Genomic DNA, 17,051 nt, shown 5'->3' with positions numbered 1-17,051 from the left:
CAAGACTCATGATACTCAAAACAAACCACTTGACTCCTGATTCTCGATTCTAACTACGATATTCTTTCACTGCTTCTATAAAAGCACCTGCGTTTTCAAGTCCGATATTTGGTAATATTCCATGACCTAAATTCACAATATATTTATCTTTTCCAAAAGCATCAATCATTGTTTTAACTTGGTTCTTGATTTCTGCCGGAGGAGAAAACAAACGAGTTGGATCAAAATTCCCTTGTAAAGTGATATTTCCACCTGTTAATTTTCTAGCCCATTCTGGAGTAATCGTCCAATCAACTCCCAAAGCAGAAGCATTTGATTTTGACATTTCTTCCAATGCAAACCAACATCCTTTTCCAAAAGCAATAACTGGAGCATCATCTTTCAACGCTTCAATAATTTGATTGATATATTTCCAAGAAAACTCTTGATAATCTACTGGAGATAACATACCTCCCCAAGAATCAAAAACTTGAACGGCATTTACACCTGCTTCTACTTTTTTCTTTAAGTAGGCAATTGTAGTATCTGTAATTTTCTGCAATAAAGTATGTGCAGCAACCGGCTGTGTAAAACAAAACTCCTTAGCTTTATCAAAGTTTTTAGAACCTTGCCCTTGTATACAGTAACACAAAATTGTCCAAGGAGACCCAGCGAAACCAATCAAAGGAATTTCATCCTCTAACATTTGTTTGGTTAGCTTGATAGCATCCATTACATACCCCAAGGTCTCGTCAATATCAGGAACAATAGCTTTATTAACATCTTCCATAGTACGAATCGGATTAGGCAACCATGGTCCGATTCCATTTTTCATTTCTACTTCAATATTCATCGCTTGAGGAATTACCAAAATATCAGAAAATAAAATCGCAGCATCCATACCGTATCTTCTGATCGGTTGTACTGTAATTTCTGCAGCCAATTCTGGAGTTTGACATCTCGTAAAGAAATCATATTTTTTCTTGATTTCTTGAAATTCTGGTAAATACCTTCCTGCTTGACGCATCATCCAAACAGGTGGTCTTTCAACTACCTCTCCTTTCAATGCTCTTAAGTATAAATCGTTTTTTATCATAATAATATGTATCTGGTATCATGAGTCATGACTCAAGACTATTTTAAATGTTGATTAAATTTATATAACATCTTTTGCACTTGCTGAATTGAATTTTCAACCTTTTTAAAAGTTAATTCAGCAATTAATTGCAATTCAAAAGCTATAATTATTTGTGTTTCTATTTCAAACGAGGAACCGAAGGCAATATCAATAAATCGAGAAAAATCTTTATCCGACTTTCTACTCGATCCTTCCGCTATATTTGAAGGGACAGAAACAACCGTCCTATTTAATTGACTCACTAATCCATACTTTTCAGAATCTGGAAAAGTATTCGTCACCAAGTAAATCTCTTTACAAAGATCCTTAGACAACTTCCAAACATGTGATTCTTTAAAATTGTGCATCGTAGCAATTCCTGATTCTTGAATCCTTATTCCCGTATCTTATTTTATTTCTGACACTTTTTTCATAGCTGCATCCACTGCTACTTCAAAATTTTCTAAATCTTTACTTGACAATGCAGAACACAAAAACCATGACTCAAATTGAGATGGTGGCAAAAACACACCATGTTTGATCATCTCCCAAAAGAAAACTGCAAACTTTTCTGTATCGCACTTTTGAGCCTCTGTAAAATTTGTAATTTCTTCTTTTGCAAAAAATGGATTGATCATCGATCCAAATTTATTCACAGTAATGTCAACCCCATATTGAGAAGCTGCACTTGACAATATTGAAGCAATTTTTTCTGCAGTTTTTTCGAATTTCTCGTATGGATTTTGACGCTTCAATTCAGACAATGTAGAAATTCCAGCAGCCATTGCAATTGGGTTTCCTGATAAGGTTCCTGCTTGATACATCCCTCCTAAAGGCGCTACATTTTCCATAATTTCATTCCTAGCACCATAAGCTCCTACCGGAAATCCTCCTCCAATAACTTTACCCAAACAAGTAATATCTGCTTCAATACCTAAAAGTTCTTGCGCTCCACCAAATTTAGAACGAAAACCTGTCATTACCTCATCACAAATCAAAAGAACACCGTTCTCTTTTGTTAACTTTCTCAATCCGTGGATAAATTCTTGAGATGGTTGTACAACTCCCATATTACCCGTAACTGGCTCTAAAATTACCGCAGCAATATCTTTGTGCTCTTGAAAATGTTTTTCTACACTTTCTAAATTATTATACTCTGCAATCAACGTATTTTCTACCGCTTGCGAAGGCACTCCTTTTGATCCTGGTAAACTTAAAGTAGCCAAACCAGAACCTGCAGCCACCAACATAGCATCCATATGTCCGTGATAGCAACCAGAAAACTTTACGATTTTATCGTTTCCTGTATGTGCTCTTGCCAAACGAATAGCGCTCAAAACAGCTTCAGTACCTGAATTCACAAAACGTACTTTATCCATGCCCGGAAAAGCATCACATACAATTTTGGCTAATTTTATTTCTGCATTCGTAGAAGCACCAAAAGAATAACCATTTTTCAAAGCCTTAGAGATTGCTTTTTCTACTTTTTTATGACGATGTCCTAAAATCATTGGCCCATAAGACAAAACCATATCAATATATCTATTGCCATCTACATCTTTAATCTTACTTCCTTTAGCTTTATCAATAAACAAAGGATTTCCGCCTACTGATGCAAATGCTCTAACAGGTGAATTTACAGCCCCTACAAGATTTTCTAAACCTTTATTGTATAGTTTTTCTGATTGTTTGAATTTCATATATTTTGTATTTGGTCTTTCCTATTCGACTATTATTAATAGTCCAATGCTAATACTTTAATTAACTACTATTTGTCTTTTAATAATTTTGCCACTTCCTTTGCGAAATAAGTAATAATAATATCTGCTCCAGCCCGTTTCATAGATAACAAGGACTCCATCATTACTCGCTCACCATCTATCCATCCTTTTTCTGCGGCGGCCTTCACCATGGCATATTCTCCGCTTACATTATAACATGCAATTGGACGATCATACGTGTTTTTTAAATCTCTGATAATATCTAAATAAGACAACGCTGGCTTCACCATTAGAATATCTGCACCTTCTTGATCATCAAAAGTTGCTTCTCTTAAACCTTCATCTCTATTTGATGGATCCATTTGATACGTTCTTCTATCCCCAAATGTTGGTGCAGAATCTGCAGCATCTCTAAACGGACCATAAAATGCTGAGGCATATTTAACAGAATACCCCATAATAGGCAAATTATAAAAACCAGTATTATCAAGAGCTTCACGAATTGTTGCAATTGTTCCATCCATCATTCCTGACGGTGCCACCATGTCAACTCCTGCCTTCGCATGAGATATAACTTGCTTTGCCAAGTTCACCAAGGTAGCATCATTATCTACATCATTATCGTGAATAACACCACAATGACCGTGGCTTGTGTATTCGCAAAAACACACATCTGTGATTACATATAAACTTGGATAGTTTTTTTTAATATAGCGAATTGCTTGTTGCATAATCCCTTGATCATTCCAAGTTTCTGTTCCAGAATCATCTTTTTCAGAAGGGATACCGAATAATAAAACTGCTGGAATATCAAGTTCCACAACCTCGTCTAACTCAGTATGCAAACGATCTAAAGAAAAACGTTTGATGCCTGGCATAGAAACAATTTCTTTTTCAATATTTTCACCCTCTTCAATAAACAAAGGATAAATCAAATCATCAGTTGTCAATTTATTCTCACGAACCAACCTTCTAATTCCTTCCGTTTTCCTAAGACGTCTTGTTCTATTCATACTTATTTTACTAGTATTTCGTTTACTTTATCTAACACAGATTCCACCGTAGTAGTATCTGATATATACACATTATCAAAATATTCAATTGCTTTTGTTGCTGTGGTAGTCCCTATACAAAACACGGGAGTTGAATTCACTCTATTCTTTTTAATATAGCTCTCAACTCCAGAAGGACTATAAAATAAGATAGCATCATAATTCTCTGCAACCTCCACAGGAATTAATTTAGTTTGATACACCAAATATTCAGTAACCAAAACCCCATTTGCGGCCATTACTTGTGGTAAATCATTATTTCTTAGATTGCCACAGAACCAACTTATTTCTTTGATGCTAAGCGCTTCATTTGAAAATCGTTCAGCCAAAAGCTCCGCTAACTCTAAAGCATTATTTGCTACCAAGGCAACCTGTAGACCAAAACATTCTAATAATTCTTTTGTTTTAGTTCCCACACAAAACACAACATCAAAAAAAGAAGTTGAAATTTGATGTTTTTCAAACACAGACCGAACACTATTAGCGCTGGTAAAAACTGCATTTAATATATTCTCTTTTATTTCAAAGTCACTTCCATAAGAAATTTCTATCATCGATATTTCATCCAAGGTAATTCCTTCAATTACTGATTTTTGAGGCTTGGATAAAATTTTAGTTGATAAAACTCTCACGTTCGTTAGCTATTGAATTATTTTTTAATCACTTTTTTTATTTCCTTCATCAACTCAGCACCACCATCTTCAAGAATCTCCTTTGCGCTATGAACTCCTAATTGCTTAGCATTATGAAGCGAAGCCATTCTAAAAACACCTTTTTGCTCCTTACCATCAATCGAACTCAACAGCCCTTTGAAGGATACATTTTCTCCATCTATTTCTGCATAACCACCTATTGGTGCAGTACAACCTCCTTCTAAGGTTCTCATAAAATCTCTTTCAATCCCTACACATAAAGCAGTATCATCATGATGTAATTTTTTACAAGCATCCAAAACAAAAGCATCTGATTCTAGTGCCGTAATCATGATTGCCCCTTGCGCCGGAGCCGGTATCATCCAATCCAACACCAGGTGTTCTTTTGGCAACAACTTTATACGTTCTAGTCCTGCTTTTGCAAAAATAGCCCCATTCCAATTATTATCTTCTAATTTTTTCAAACGGGTATTCACATTTCCACGCAAATCCGTAAGCTTATGTGTTGGATATTTATGCAACCATTGCGCAGTTCTTCTTAAACTACCTGTTGCAATTGTTGCTCCTTCGGCAACCAACTCTTCCTCTGTTCCTTTATAAACAATTACATCATTTACATCAGCCCTTTCCAAAACAGCAGCTTGCACTATTGTATCTGGTAATTGAGTAGGTACATCTTTTAAAGAATGTACCGCAATGTCAATCTGACCGCGTAGCATTGCAACATCAAGTGTTTTTGTAAACACTCCCATACTACCAATTTGATGCAAGGGTATATCTAAAATCTCATCTCCTACCGAAGACAATTCAATTATTTCCGTGGTATACCCTAATTCATTTAAGGAGTCCTGAACTAAATGGGCTTGCCACAAGGCCAACTCACTATTTCTAGTTCCAATTCTAATTGCTTTGGTCATATAATTGATTGGGAAAATTATTTATTTATCTGCATATCAAACATTTTTGAAATCACATCAATACTTTGATCTACAGAAGTATCTTCAGCTTTTAAATGTTTGACAAATTGGGTTGTGATTTTTTGAATCATTCTTGAAGCAATAACTTCAGCATGTTCAACATTAAATCCATCTGTTTTTTTACTCTGAAAATCGATTGCATCATTTTGAATTGACATCAATGAAGATTTCAATGCATTCACCGCAGGGGTAAACTTTCTGTGATCCAACCATTCCATAAACTCAGATTTATGTTCATCAATGATTGCTTCCGCTTTAGGGATTTCTTTTTCTCGTTCAGCAATTGTTTTATTGGTAATTTTTGATAACTCGTCAATATTTACCAAATTAACTGATTCCAATTCACCAACCGCCAAGTCAACATTCTCTGGCATGGATAAATCAAGGATCAGCAACTTTTTATTCTCAGCAACATTTTCTGTAGTTATTGTTGGTACGTTTGCTCCAGTGGATACAATTAATATATCAGCTTTTTCAATTTCAGCGTTCAATGCTGACAACGTTTCTATTCTAACTTCTTTATGCTGTTCATGAAACGCCCTTGCTTTACTTTCTGTCCTATTTATCAATACAACATTATCATTTTCAGTATACTGAATTAGATTTTTACAAGTATTTTTACCTATATCACCCAAACCATAAACCAAAATGTTTTTCGATTCAAAATCTTCCACTTTTTCAATAATATACTGAACCGCGGCATAAGAAACTGATGTGGTACCTGAACTTAATTTTGTTGAATTTTTTACTTTTTTACTAGCCTGCAACACCAAATTGATCAATCTCTCTAGATAAGCATTTAGGGTGTTTTGATCTTTTGCGGTTTGAAAAGACTCTTTTAATTGCCCAACAATTTCATAATCTCCTAATATCTGACTATCTAAACCTGTAGCTATTTTAAACAAATGACGAATCGCATCTTTTCCTTTATAAACATTCGAAACGTTTACAAATTCTTCAACAGAACCTTGTGAGTATTTACATAGCAAAGAAATCAACTCAAATGGATGATTTGCAAATCCCATTATTTCAGTTCGATTACAAGTAGATAAAATAAACACTCCATCTACTCCAAACTTCTTTGCTTCTCTAAGAAGTAAAACTTGGTTTTCTTTAGTTATACTAAAAGCCCCTCTCGTTTTCACGTCGGCTTTTTTGTAACTTAAACCTACATTATATAATTTTCTTCCTTTAGATTCGATACTCATCAATACTATATTTCGTTCTGATTACAGTCTATTCATTGATTAGGATAAATAAACCACGCCAAAAGTACCACCTTACTTCCGATAAAAACATCGCTAAAAGGACTTTAAATATCGTTGAAAGGAACGAAGCCTTAATTTAGAATCATTACAAACAAAACAAAACCCTTTAAAAAACAACCATTTACAATAATCATATGGTAAATTACATAATTTTTATTGCGCTTAAAACATAAAAACAACAGTCAAAAAACTTTGATATTTATCGGTATTTTTATCGTATTTTTGCTGTGTAAATAATTTATCACGTATGAATTTCGATACTTCAAAATTTAAAAACATCGACAAAAGTACTATTCGTCTTTACAGAGAAAAAGGAACTTTTACGTTAGTGAATTACCGAAATAACACAGACGAGACTTTATTTCAACAATTTGAACTAGAAGACAACTATATACAGATTTACTTTAGTTTAAATAAAAAAATATCTGTTGCCTTTAATATGGAACATTGTGCCATTCACCTAACTCCAGAAGACTCTGGCTTGGTGTATTTTAAAGAGGACAACACCAAAGTTTTAACAACACTACCTCCTCATGGAGAGTTACTTGGGCTCCTTATACCTGTTCCTTATTTTCACTCATTATTTGCACACGAAGGAGACTCTTTTTTCAATTTCGCAAGCATCAAAGGTGGAAGACCTATTATTGAAGAAAAAGTTGTAAGCAACTCAACAAAACTAGTTCTAAACCAATTAGTTGATAAAAAACTACACGGAGCACTTCAGAACATATATATGAAGGGAAAAATATACGAACTTTTAAGTCTGTATTTTAACATCTCCGAAGAAACCGAATCAGACCACTGCCCATTTATGGCTAACGAAGAAACGGTTGCTCAAATTAAAAAGGCCAAAGATATTATGATTGAGAATATGGCCAACCCACCAAGCTTAGAAGAACTTTCTAAACAGGTAGGACTTAATATCAAAAAATTAAAAATGGGTTTCAAAGAGTTTTATGGAACCCCTGTTTTTACTTTCCTTTTGAATTATAAACTGGATTATTCAAAAAAACTTTTAGAAGAAAACAAATTAAACGTTTCTGAAATAGCAACTCAAATTGGCTACAGCAACTCTAGTCACTTTATCGCTGCATTCAAAAAACGTTTTGAAATTACTCCCAAACAATTTACAAAACAAGAATAAAATAATGAAAGGTGTATTATTAGTAAATTTAGGATCTCCGGACACACCAAATCCTAAAGACGTAAGAAGGTATTTGGATGAATTTTTAATGGACGAACGTGTGATTGACACAAACGTTATTTTAAGAAACATACTGGTTAGAGGCATCATACTAAACACGAGACCTAAGAAATCTGCAGAAGCCTACCAAAAAATTTGGTGGGACGAAGGCTCTCCATTAATCGTACTTTCTGAAAGGTTCCATAAAAAAGTAGTTGCAAAAACTGACATTCCAGTTGCATTAGGAATGCGTTATGGTTCTATGAGTATTAAAGAAGGATATCAAAAACTGGCAGAACAAGGTGTTACAGAAGTTTTACTGGTTCCTTTATACCCGCATTACGCAATGTCTTCCTTTGAAACGGTAGAAGTAAAAGCAAAAGAAGTTCAGCAAAAGTTTTTCCCTGAAATGACTACTGAGGTACTTCCTGCATTTTACAACAAGCCTGATTACATTAAAGTAATGGCGGAAAACATCAAGAAAAACATTGAGGGGTTTGAACATGACCATATCTTATTTTCTTACCACGGAATACCTGAACGTCATATTTTAAAATCAGACACAACCGGATCTCATTGTAAATTAGATGGATCTTGCTGTAACAAACCTTCAAAAGCACACGCTACCTGTTACAGACATCAATGTTTTGAAACCACTAAAGAGATCGTAAAAGAACTAGGACTTAAAGAAGGTACTTATAGCAATTCTTTTCAATCTAGACTAGGTAGAGATCCTTGGTTAAAACCATATACAGATTTTGAATTTGAAAGACTTCCTCAAGAAGAAGGAAAAAAGAAATTAGCTGTAATTACGCCTGCTTTTGTTTCTGACTGTCTAGAAACACTAGAGGAAATAGCAATAGAAGGTGAAGAACAATTTAAAGAAGGTGGAGGAGAATCCTACAAACACATCCCTTGTTTAAATGACAATGATGATTGGGTTGATGTTATGGTTGACTGGATTAACAACTGGAAAAACTAATTTATAAATGCTATTTTTAAAAGCGCTTCTTGAAAAAGACAGCGCTTTTATTTTTAACAACCTTTTCTTAACATTGACATAACTTTAAATTCTGATATCGTATCTATTTTTGCAGTGTAAAAATTAAAATCAGAAATGAAAGTATTTATCGTTTTATCAGCACTGGCATTATTCACATTAGCTTCTAGCTCTAAAAAGCAAGATTCAAAAGTTGAAGTTACTAAATCGTTGAAAATTTTAAATATCCACGAAACAACGGATGCTAAAATTTTATTAGCTTAAAACTTTCCTTTACCAAACATAAAAAAAGCCAACTTGTAAGAGTTGGCTTTTTTATTATAGTAACATTACTTTTTTTATTTCATTACCTCCCAGCGCCTCATTCATCATGGCTAGAATTTTCTCTTTACCATAACCTAGTTCCTCCCTAAGTACAGAAGAACTTAACTTAACAAATAAAGTACCATTTCGCAACTCTACTTTCTCTGTATAACTTGCAACACCATTTCCCATAAGAGAATCCCAGTTTTCTTTCACAGAAATTTTCTGCATCCCTTTAGAAAGATTATTTTCTTTTATAAAGCTCCCCATTAAATCTTTAAGTGAGAGATACTCCTCTTGACGTTTTGCCATATCTATTTATTACGAACTTTAAGAAAGTTCAAACATTTTATACGATTTATTAATTCTTTGCACTACTTCTTCTGTTCTTTCCGCATGAGTATCCGTAATAAACAATTGACCAAACTGATCATTATTAACCAGTGAAATAAGTTTAGAAACCCTATTTTCATCAAGCTTATCAAATATATCATCCAACAAAAGAATCGGTACTACCTTAGATTCTTTCTTTATAAAATCAAACTGAGCTAACTTTAAGGCTATCAAATATGATTTTTGTTGTCCTTGAGAACCAAACTTTTTTATGGGATACCCTCCGATTTCAAAAACTAAATCATCCTTATGCACACCAGAACTAGTGTACTGAAGCATTTTATCTTTTTGCAAGCTTTCCGCTAAAAGTGTTTCAAAATCCACTTCTAATAACTGAGACTTATATACTAAATTCACCTCCTCTTTTCCTTCGGATATCGTACGATACCTCTCATTAAAGATAGGTATAAATATCTTTAAAAACTCTCTTCTTTCTTTATGAATAATTTCACCGTATGAAATCAACTGCTGGTTATACACCTCTAAATTAACCGCATCAAACGTTCTATTGGCAGCAAAAAATTTCAATAACGCATTTCTTTGCACCAATGTTTTGTTATATGCAATTAGAGTTTTTAAATAGGACTGATTCTGCTGAGAAATCACACTATCAATAAATTTCCTACGTGTTTCACTCCCCTCTATAATCAAATCTCTATCCGCTGGAGAAATAATCACTAAAGGGAACTTACCTATATGTTCAGAAAATTTTTCATAAGCCTTACCATTTCTTTTAATTATTTTTTTTTGCCCTTTTTTTAAACTGCAAAGAATCACCTCCTCACGATCATCAACTTCATAAGTTCCTTCTAGCATAAAAAACTCTTCACCATGTCGAATATTCTGAACAGCGACAGAATTAAAATAACTTTTCGCAAATGACAAATAATAAATAGCATCTAACACATTTGTTTTTCCAACGCCATTATTTCCAACAAAACAATTTATCTTCTCTTTAAAATCAAACACTTGCTGTGTTAGGTTTTTATAATTTACTAAAGATAATTTACGCAAATACATAGTTCAGTTGTCATATAAATAAGAGGCCGCAAATTATTAAAAGTTTTGCGAAAAAGAGACTTTTTAAATTCAATTAAAAAAACTATTTTTGCTTGCTTATAAATCGAAAATAAATTAAAAAACTTATTTTTTCGATCGAAATAAACCAAAAAAAAGAAAAACAAAAATAGATGGCAACATACAAGAAAAAAGGACAGAAAAAAGTTAAAAGTGCACCTGTAGATCACGTTGAAGAAGAAAGCACAACTGCTGAAGTATTCAAAAATTTAGAGGAAAGTGCTTCAAAGTCTGAACAATGGATTGAAAAATATCAAAAACCATTATTTTCTGGATTGGTACTTGTTGTTGTTCTAATCTTGGGATACATTGCTTATAACTCTTATGTTATAGAACCAAAAGAGCAAGAGGCAGCAAACGAATTATCTTTCCCTAAAGAAAACTTTGAAGAAGCTATCAATGCTACTGATGACGCTCAATCTTTATTCAATTTGGCTTTAGAAGGTGCTAACGGTAAATACGGTTTTATCGATATCGCAGACAAATACAGCGGAACTAAAGCAGGAAACCTTGCCAATTACTACGCAGGTCTTTCTTACTTAAAAACAAACGACTACAAAAACGCTATTGCTTACTTAGAGAAGTTTTCTTCAAGCGATGTTTTATTAAATCCTACAGCCTTAGGAGCTATTGGTGATGCTTTTGCTGATTTAGATCAAAACAGCGATGCTTTATCTTATTACGAAAAAGCAGCAAATATCAAACCGAATGCATCTACTACACCATTGTACTTATTAAAAGCTGGTAATACTGCTTTAGATTTAGGGGATGCAAAGAAAGCAGAAGATTTCTTTTCTGAAATCAAAAACAAATACCCTGAGTCTGCTTTAGCCAACAATATTGAAATGCACATCAATAAAGCTAAGTACGCACAAAATTAATTAGCAGTTACCTACTCAATATAAAATTAGCATTCATGGCTACTACTGACTTATCAGCATATGACAAAAATACAGTTCCAAACGCGAAAAATTTTCGGTTTGGAATTGTTGTTTCGGAATGGAATGAATCTATTACAGATGGCTTATACAAAGGAGCTGTAAAGGCTCTTTTAGAAAACGGAGCTCTTGAAGAAAACATAATAAAATGGGACGTTCCCGGGAGTTATGAATTGATTTATGGAGCAAAAAAAATGGTTAATTCTCAAGATCTCGATGCTGTAATCGCAATAGGAAACGTAATCAAAGGGGAAACCAAACACTTTGATTTTGTTTGCGATGGAGTAACACAAGGAATCAAAGACTTAAACATAATTCAAGACATTCCTGTTATCTTTTGCGTTTTAACTGACGATACCATGCAACAATCTATTGAAAGATCTGGAGGTAAGCACGGAAACAAAGGAGTAGAATGCGCTATCGCAGCGATTAAGATGGCTGTGATTAAAAATATTTAATCCTTATTACAAACTCTTATTTCCTTGAAATACTTTGTTAATTTCTTTAACAAAGTTTTCAAGGAATTGACTTTTATTCCTTCATTAATTTCTTTAATTTTGAGGATACAATCAAAATGAAATTATATGTTCGGAACTCCTTTTAAACAAAGAGCTCATTACGTTTTTAACTACAAGCCTCGCTATTATAGTGAGCGTAAAGAACGTTTGGAAAATTTAAAAGGAAAATATGCGGAAGATTCTGAAAACTCAGAAAACAAAGATTACAGAGTTTCCTTAGTAAAAAACAACTTAAAAAATGATTGGGCAAAATCAAAAAAAGGTCCCAATGACGGTGGTTCGAGCAAACGCTTGGCAATAATCATTGCTCTTTTAGTAGGAATCTGCGCCTATCTTTTTGAATTACACACACTTATTTAATGACAGACATTATACAATTGTTACCAGATCACGTAGCAAATCAAATTGCTGCAGGGGAAGTTGTACAACGTCCTGCTTCTGTTGTAAAAGAATTATTAGAAAATGCCATTGATGCAGGAGCTACCAACATCAAGCTGATCATAAAAGATGCTGGAAAAACTTTAATTCAAGTTATTGACAACGGAAGTGGAATGACCATGACTGATGCTAGATTGTGCTTTGAAAGACATGCGACTTCTAAAATTAAGGAAGCGCAAGATTTATTCAACTTAAACACTAAAGGTTTTAGGGGAGAAGCAATGGCCTCTATAGCTGCTATTGCCCATGTTGAATTAAAAACCAAACAAGAAGGACAAGACATTGGAACTTGTTTAAAAATAGAAGGCAGCAAAATAACGTCACAAGAACCAGATTGCCCTGCCAAAGGAACTAGCGTAGCTGTAAAAAATTTATTCTACAATATTCCTGCTCGAAGAAATTTTTTAAAATCTGATACCATTGAAACTCGACACATCGTAAATGAGTTTCAACGAGTTGCCTTGGCGCACAATGATATTGGATTTTCATTAAACCACAATAACTCTGAAGTATATAATTTAAAAGCAGGAAACTTAAAACAACGAATCGTTGGTGTTTTTGGTGGTAAAACGAATGAAAAATTAGTTCCGATCACAGAGGATACCGATGTTATTAGAGTGGATGGTTTTGTTGCTAAACCAGAGTTTGCTAAGAAAAAACGCGGAGAGCAATTCTTTTTTGTTAACGATAGATATATCAAAAGTTCCTATTTACACCACGCAGTTTCTAGCGCCTTTGATGGTTTGTTAGGAAATGGGTACCATCCATCGTATTTTCTCTATTTAAACGTACCACCAGAAAGTATCGATATTAACATACATCCAACTAAAACTGAGATTAAATTTGATAACGAAAAGATTCTGTATGCCATTATCCGAGCAACGGTAAAACATGGTTTAGGTCAATACAACGTATCACCTGTTTTAGATTTTAATAGAGACTCTTCTATGGATACACCGTATGCATTAGAAGGAAAAGAATATTCTTCTGAACCAAAAATAGAAATTGATCCTAATTTCAACCCTTTTAAAACGGAGGCGGCTTCAAATTCTTATAGCACTTCTACACAATCGAACACAAATACTTACACAGCGCCAAGTTTTGCATCAAAATCAGAACTTCCGGCTTGGGAATCCTTGTATACAGATAGTGCTGAAAATGAAACTTTTGAAATCCAATCAGAACCTGTTCAAACGGAATTAGGTTTGGATTTACAAGAGGAAGAAAAAGCAACTGGTAAAACATTTCAAATTCACAATAAATACCTGTTGAGCACAATTAAGTCAGGTGTCGTTTTAATTCATCAAAACTTAGCTCATCAGAGAATTTTGTATGAAGAATTTTTAGAAAACATTACAGTAAAAGAAGCTGCTAGTCAACAATTATTATTCCCTGTAGAAATTTCATTCACAAAAGAAGAAATTGAAATCTTAAGAGAATTAAAATTAGACTTAGAAAATACTGGCTTTCTTTTTGATAAAATCACCAAGGACAGCATTATTGTAAAAGGTATTCCGACCTCTATCACAGAAAGTCAGATTACAATTATCATAGAACAGTTGCTAGATGATATAAAAGAAGAAGTTCCTGAAAGCAGTTTTAGTCAATTGGATATTATTTCTAAATCTTTAGCTAAATCACTTGCTATCAAAACAGGTAGTAAACTTACTGAAAAAGAACAAGAGAGTTTGGTTTTTAATCTATTCGCTTGCAAAGAACCCTCTATTTCTCCTTATGGAAAAAAAGTTTTTGAAACCTTAACCATTGGAGAATTAGATAAAATTTTTAATTCAAAACTATAAATAACATGGGTAGAATTACAGAAAGCATAAAGCATTTGATTATCATCAATGTCATTTTATTCATCGCACCTCAATTTTTCAAAGGAATTGATTTGCAAACTCTTTTCGCACTGCACTTTCCAGGAAATCCTGAGTTTGGGGTTTGGCAATATCTTACGCATATATTTATGCACGGGAGTTTTTCACATATCTTGTTTAATATGTATGGACTTTGGGCATTTGGGACACCTTTGGAACAAATGTGGGGTAGAAATAAATTTTTATTTTTCTATTTCTCAGCAGGAATTGGAGCTGGATTGATTTATACCGCTGTCAATTATTATCAATTCAATGGATTCTACGAACAATTAATTTCTGATGGCTTAAGTAGTGGTGATATCCAGAACCTTTTAGATACGGGTAAATATAATGCCAATATGGTTAGTTTATCAAATGAAGCTTTAAGTGAATTTTTCAGTTTATATCACACACCTGCCGTCGGGGCTTCTGGAGCCATTTATGGGGTGTTAGTTGCATTTGGATTATCTTTCCCTGAATCTAAATTAGCTTTGATATTCTTTCCGGTACCCATCGCTGCAAAATATTTTATACCAGTGATGATCCTTGGAGATTTATTCTTTGGGGTTACCAAATATTCTATTGGAAACGTAGCGCATTTTGCTCATATTGGAGGTGCCTTAATCGGTTTTATTATTGCTTGGTACTGGAAAAACAATCAATTCAAACGCTGGGATTAATCATATGAACAAGTATCTAAATAAATACAATCAAGGAACTATAGTAGAAAAACTCATCTATATAAATGTTGGCGTATTTCTATTGACATTTCTTTTAAATTCTTTTGGTTCTTTTTTTGAGTCCAACTCGAATATTGTGATGGATTGGTTTTCTATGCCCTCCAACATAGATTATTTTCTAACAAGGCCTTGGACTGTTATTTCATACGGTTTTCTTCATCTAGACTTTATACATATATTATTCAACTTAATTTTTCTTTACTACATAGGAAATCTGTTTATTGATTATTTTACTCAAAAACAACTATTGAGTTTTTATTTATTTGGAACCGTTTTTGGTGGATTGCTTTATTTAGTTAGCTATACTATTTTCCCTGCATTACAAACCACAAATGCCACCCTAGTTGGCGCCAGTGCTGCAGTAATGGCGATATTTATCGGAATTGCTACTTACATTCCCAATTATGAAATCAACATTAGATTTATTGGTTTTGTCAAACTATGGAAGCTCGCAGCCTTTTTTGTCGGACTGGATTTAATTCAAATTCCGAGTGGCAATGCAGGTGGTCATTTAGCACATTTAGGTGGAGCTTTATTTGGTTTAATTTATATGAGCCAGATTAGAAAAGGTGCTTTATCTTTCAAAATAAACAATCCTTTTAGTTCTTTATTTACAAGAAAAAGTACTTTAAGAACTGTTTACAAAGCGAAACGAAAAAAAGCGAAGGAAAAATCTGTTACAAAACCTGTTAAAACGAATCAACAGCAAATCGATGCCATTTTAGACAAGATTAGCAAATCTGGTTATGATTCTTTAAATCAGGAAGAAAAAAATTTGTTGTTCAAACAAGGAAAAAAGAATTCATGAAAAACCTTTCCTTCTTAGATAAAATACTGTTTTTTTTAAATTCTCTAGCAGCATTTTTTTTACTTGCTTCCTATATAATCCCATATGTCCCTCCAGAAGTAACAGCCACAATCTCTGTATTTAGCTTAGGAATGCCTGTGCTTATCATAATTAATGCTGCATTTTTTATTTACTGGATCGTAACAATGAAAAAGCAATTTTTCTTGTCTCTGTTAATTTTAGGTATCGGTTTTCAGCATATCAATGCTTTTGTACAGTTTGGAAATTCTAAGCCAGCTACTGATGTGGAGACTATCAAAATAATGTCTTATAACGTTCGCCTTTTTAATGCTTACAAATGGTCTAAGAAAAATGACCTAGACAAAAACATATACGAGTTTATCAATATCAAATCTCCTGATATTATTTCCTTTCAAGAATATTTTCAAAAGAAGGACATTCAACTTGATTTTCCATATAAATACATTCTTAAAAACAAAGGCTCGAAAGCAAGTCAAGCTATTTATTCCAAATACAGAATAATCAAGAAAGGCTCCTTAGAGTTTACGCACTCTGGCAACAACGCTATTTTTGCTGATATCATTGTAAAACAAGATACCCTTAGAATATACAACATACACTTACAATCATTTAGCATCGATAAAAACAAAGAGAATTTCGGTGAAAAGGATTCTGAAAAATTATTGAAAAAATTTACGACTAGATTTGTCAAACAGCAAACTCAAGTTGAAAAAATACTGAAGCATGTAAAAAACTCTCCTCATAAAAATATATTTCTGGGAGATTTTAACAATACCGCTTTTTCATGGGTCTATAAAGAACTTAGTAGAAACAAAAAAGATGCATTTATTGAAGCTGGTAATGGCTTTGGAAAATCATTTGATTATATATTTCCATTTCGTATCGACTTTATCTTAACAGATCCCAGCATAGATATACATGATTTTAAAACACACAAAGTAAATTATTCTGATCATTACCCAATAATGACTAGAATAACTCTTTGAAATTAATACATTTGCAAAAA

General features: G+C 33.4%; 19 protein-coding genes. 10 read left to right on the top strand and 9 right to left on the bottom strand.

Features of this window, described 5'->3' with window-relative positions; translation table 11 throughout:
* Positions 1-49 precede the first annotated feature (49 nt).
* From hemE to hemA, 7 genes are all read right to left on the bottom strand, one after another.
* Positions 50-1,075 (bottom strand): uroporphyrinogen decarboxylase, encoded by a 1,026-nt coding sequence (hemE, locus tag AC2DZ0_RS01285; RefSeq protein WP_484643186.1) that lies wholly within the window; start codon positions 1,073-1,075, stop codon positions 50-52.
* Positions 1,076-1,113: 38 nt separating this feature from the next.
* Positions 1,114-1,464: a four helix bundle protein gene (locus tag AC2DZ0_RS01280; RefSeq protein ID WP_484643184.1), complete on the bottom strand. Its 351-nt coding sequence runs from the start codon at positions 1,462-1,464 to the stop codon at positions 1,114-1,116.
* Between the two features lie 39 nt (positions 1,465-1,503).
* Positions 1,504-2,796, bottom strand: a complete 1,293-nt coding sequence (gene hemL, locus AC2DZ0_RS01275) for a glutamate-1-semialdehyde 2,1-aminomutase (protein WP_484491223.1) — start codon at positions 2,794-2,796, stop codon at positions 1,504-1,506.
* Between the two features lie 68 nt (positions 2,797-2,864).
* Positions 2,865-3,830, bottom strand: coding sequence for a porphobilinogen synthase (gene hemB, locus AC2DZ0_RS01270; protein WP_484643183.1), 966 nt, complete (start codon positions 3,828-3,830; stop codon positions 2,865-2,867).
* 2 nt (positions 3,831-3,832) lie between these two features.
* A complete protein-coding gene (locus AC2DZ0_RS01265) occupies positions 3,833-4,501 on the bottom strand; it encodes a uroporphyrinogen-III synthase (RefSeq protein WP_484643181.1) in 669 nt (222 codons plus the stop codon).
* Between the two features lie 17 nt (positions 4,502-4,518).
* Positions 4,519-5,439 carry a hydroxymethylbilane synthase gene (hemC, locus tag AC2DZ0_RS01260; RefSeq protein ID WP_484491220.1) on the bottom strand — a complete coding sequence of 307 codons (921 nt, stop codon included), beginning with the start codon at positions 5,437-5,439 and terminating at the stop codon, positions 4,519-4,521.
* 17 nt (positions 5,440-5,456) lie between these two features.
* Complete coding sequence (hemA, locus tag AC2DZ0_RS01255; RefSeq protein ID WP_484643180.1) at positions 5,457-6,707, bottom strand: glutamyl-tRNA reductase; 1,251 nt, start codon at positions 6,705-6,707, stop codon at positions 5,457-5,459.
* 307 nt (positions 6,708-7,014) lie between these two features.
* Here hemA and AC2DZ0_RS01250 point away from each other — a divergent pair, with 307 nt between their 5' ends.
* The 3 genes from AC2DZ0_RS01250 (at position 7,015) to AC2DZ0_RS01240 (ending at position 9,214) form a co-directional block, all read left to right on the top strand.
* Positions 7,015-7,911 carry a helix-turn-helix domain-containing protein gene (locus tag AC2DZ0_RS01250; RefSeq protein ID WP_484643179.1) on the top strand — a complete coding sequence of 299 codons (897 nt, stop codon included), beginning with the start codon at positions 7,015-7,017 and terminating at the stop codon, positions 7,909-7,911.
* Positions 7,912-7,915: 4 nt separating this feature from the next.
* Positions 7,916-8,932 (top strand): ferrochelatase, encoded by a 1,017-nt coding sequence (gene hemH / locus AC2DZ0_RS01245; RefSeq protein ID WP_484643177.1) that lies wholly within the window; start codon positions 7,916-7,918, stop codon positions 8,930-8,932.
* A 135-nt stretch (positions 8,933-9,067) separates the two neighbouring features.
* Entirely contained in the window at positions 9,068-9,214 is a 147-nt protein-coding gene (locus tag AC2DZ0_RS01240; RefSeq protein ID WP_484491216.1) for a hypothetical protein, read from the top strand.
* Positions 9,215-9,268: 54 nt separating this feature from the next.
* Here AC2DZ0_RS01240 and AC2DZ0_RS01235 read toward each other — a convergent pair whose 3' ends face one another.
* Together AC2DZ0_RS01235 and recF are read right to left on the bottom strand one after the other, a co-directional pair.
* A complete protein-coding gene (locus AC2DZ0_RS01235; RefSeq protein ID WP_484643176.1) occupies positions 9,269-9,565 on the bottom strand; it encodes a DciA family protein in 297 nt (98 codons plus the stop codon).
* Between the two features lie 18 nt (positions 9,566-9,583).
* The gene (gene recF / locus AC2DZ0_RS01230) at positions 9,584-10,666 is read right to left on the bottom strand and encodes a DNA replication/repair protein RecF (protein WP_484643174.1); all 1,083 of its coding nucleotides are present in this window, start codon (positions 10,664-10,666) and stop codon (positions 9,584-9,586) included.
* 170 nt (positions 10,667-10,836) lie between these two features.
* On the opposite strand from recF, the gene AC2DZ0_RS01225 reads away from it, so the two are divergent.
* The 7 genes from AC2DZ0_RS01225 to AC2DZ0_RS01195 all read left to right on the top strand — a co-directional run bounded on the left by AC2DZ0_RS01225 (position 10,837) and on the right by AC2DZ0_RS01195 (position 17,031).
* Positions 10,837-11,604: a tetratricopeptide repeat protein gene (locus AC2DZ0_RS01225; RefSeq protein ID WP_484643173.1), complete on the top strand. Its 768-nt coding sequence runs from the start codon at positions 10,837-10,839 to the stop codon at positions 11,602-11,604.
* A 35-nt stretch (positions 11,605-11,639) separates the two neighbouring features.
* Positions 11,640-12,119 carry a 6,7-dimethyl-8-ribityllumazine synthase gene (ribH, locus tag AC2DZ0_RS01220; RefSeq protein WP_484491212.1) on the top strand — a complete coding sequence of 160 codons (480 nt, stop codon included), beginning with the start codon at positions 11,640-11,642 and terminating at the stop codon, positions 12,117-12,119.
* A gap of 126 nt (positions 12,120-12,245) precedes the next feature.
* Positions 12,246-12,539: a hypothetical protein gene (locus AC2DZ0_RS01215; protein WP_484491211.1), complete on the top strand. Its 294-nt coding sequence runs from the start codon at positions 12,246-12,248 to the stop codon at positions 12,537-12,539.
* Complete coding sequence (gene mutL, locus AC2DZ0_RS01210; RefSeq protein WP_484643172.1) at positions 12,539-14,419, top strand: DNA mismatch repair endonuclease MutL; 1,881 nt, start codon at positions 12,539-12,541, stop codon at positions 14,417-14,419. Before AC2DZ0_RS01215 ends, mutL begins: the two co-directional genes overlap by 1 nt.
* Before the next feature lie 5 nt (positions 14,420-14,424).
* Positions 14,425-15,156 (top strand): rhomboid family intramembrane serine protease, encoded by a 732-nt coding sequence (locus AC2DZ0_RS01205; protein ID WP_484491209.1) that lies wholly within the window; start codon positions 14,425-14,427, stop codon positions 15,154-15,156.
* Positions 15,157-15,160: 4 nt separating this feature from the next.
* Positions 15,161-16,024 (top strand): rhomboid family intramembrane serine protease, encoded by an 864-nt coding sequence (locus AC2DZ0_RS01200; RefSeq protein ID WP_484643170.1) that lies wholly within the window; start codon positions 15,161-15,163, stop codon positions 16,022-16,024.
* On the top strand, positions 16,021-17,031 hold the full coding sequence (locus tag AC2DZ0_RS01195) for an endonuclease/exonuclease/phosphatase family protein (protein ID WP_484643168.1): 1,011 nt from the start codon (positions 16,021-16,023) through the stop codon (positions 17,029-17,031). The genes AC2DZ0_RS01200 and AC2DZ0_RS01195 overlap by 4 nt, the downstream gene beginning before the upstream one ends.
* The last annotated feature ends 20 nt before the right edge of the window (positions 17,032-17,051 follow it).

This window comes from Flavicella sp. IMCC45668 (genome assembly GCF_057219105.1).
Note: the sequence above shows the minus strand (reverse complement) of the source record. Positions and strands in the feature narration are given on the sequence as shown.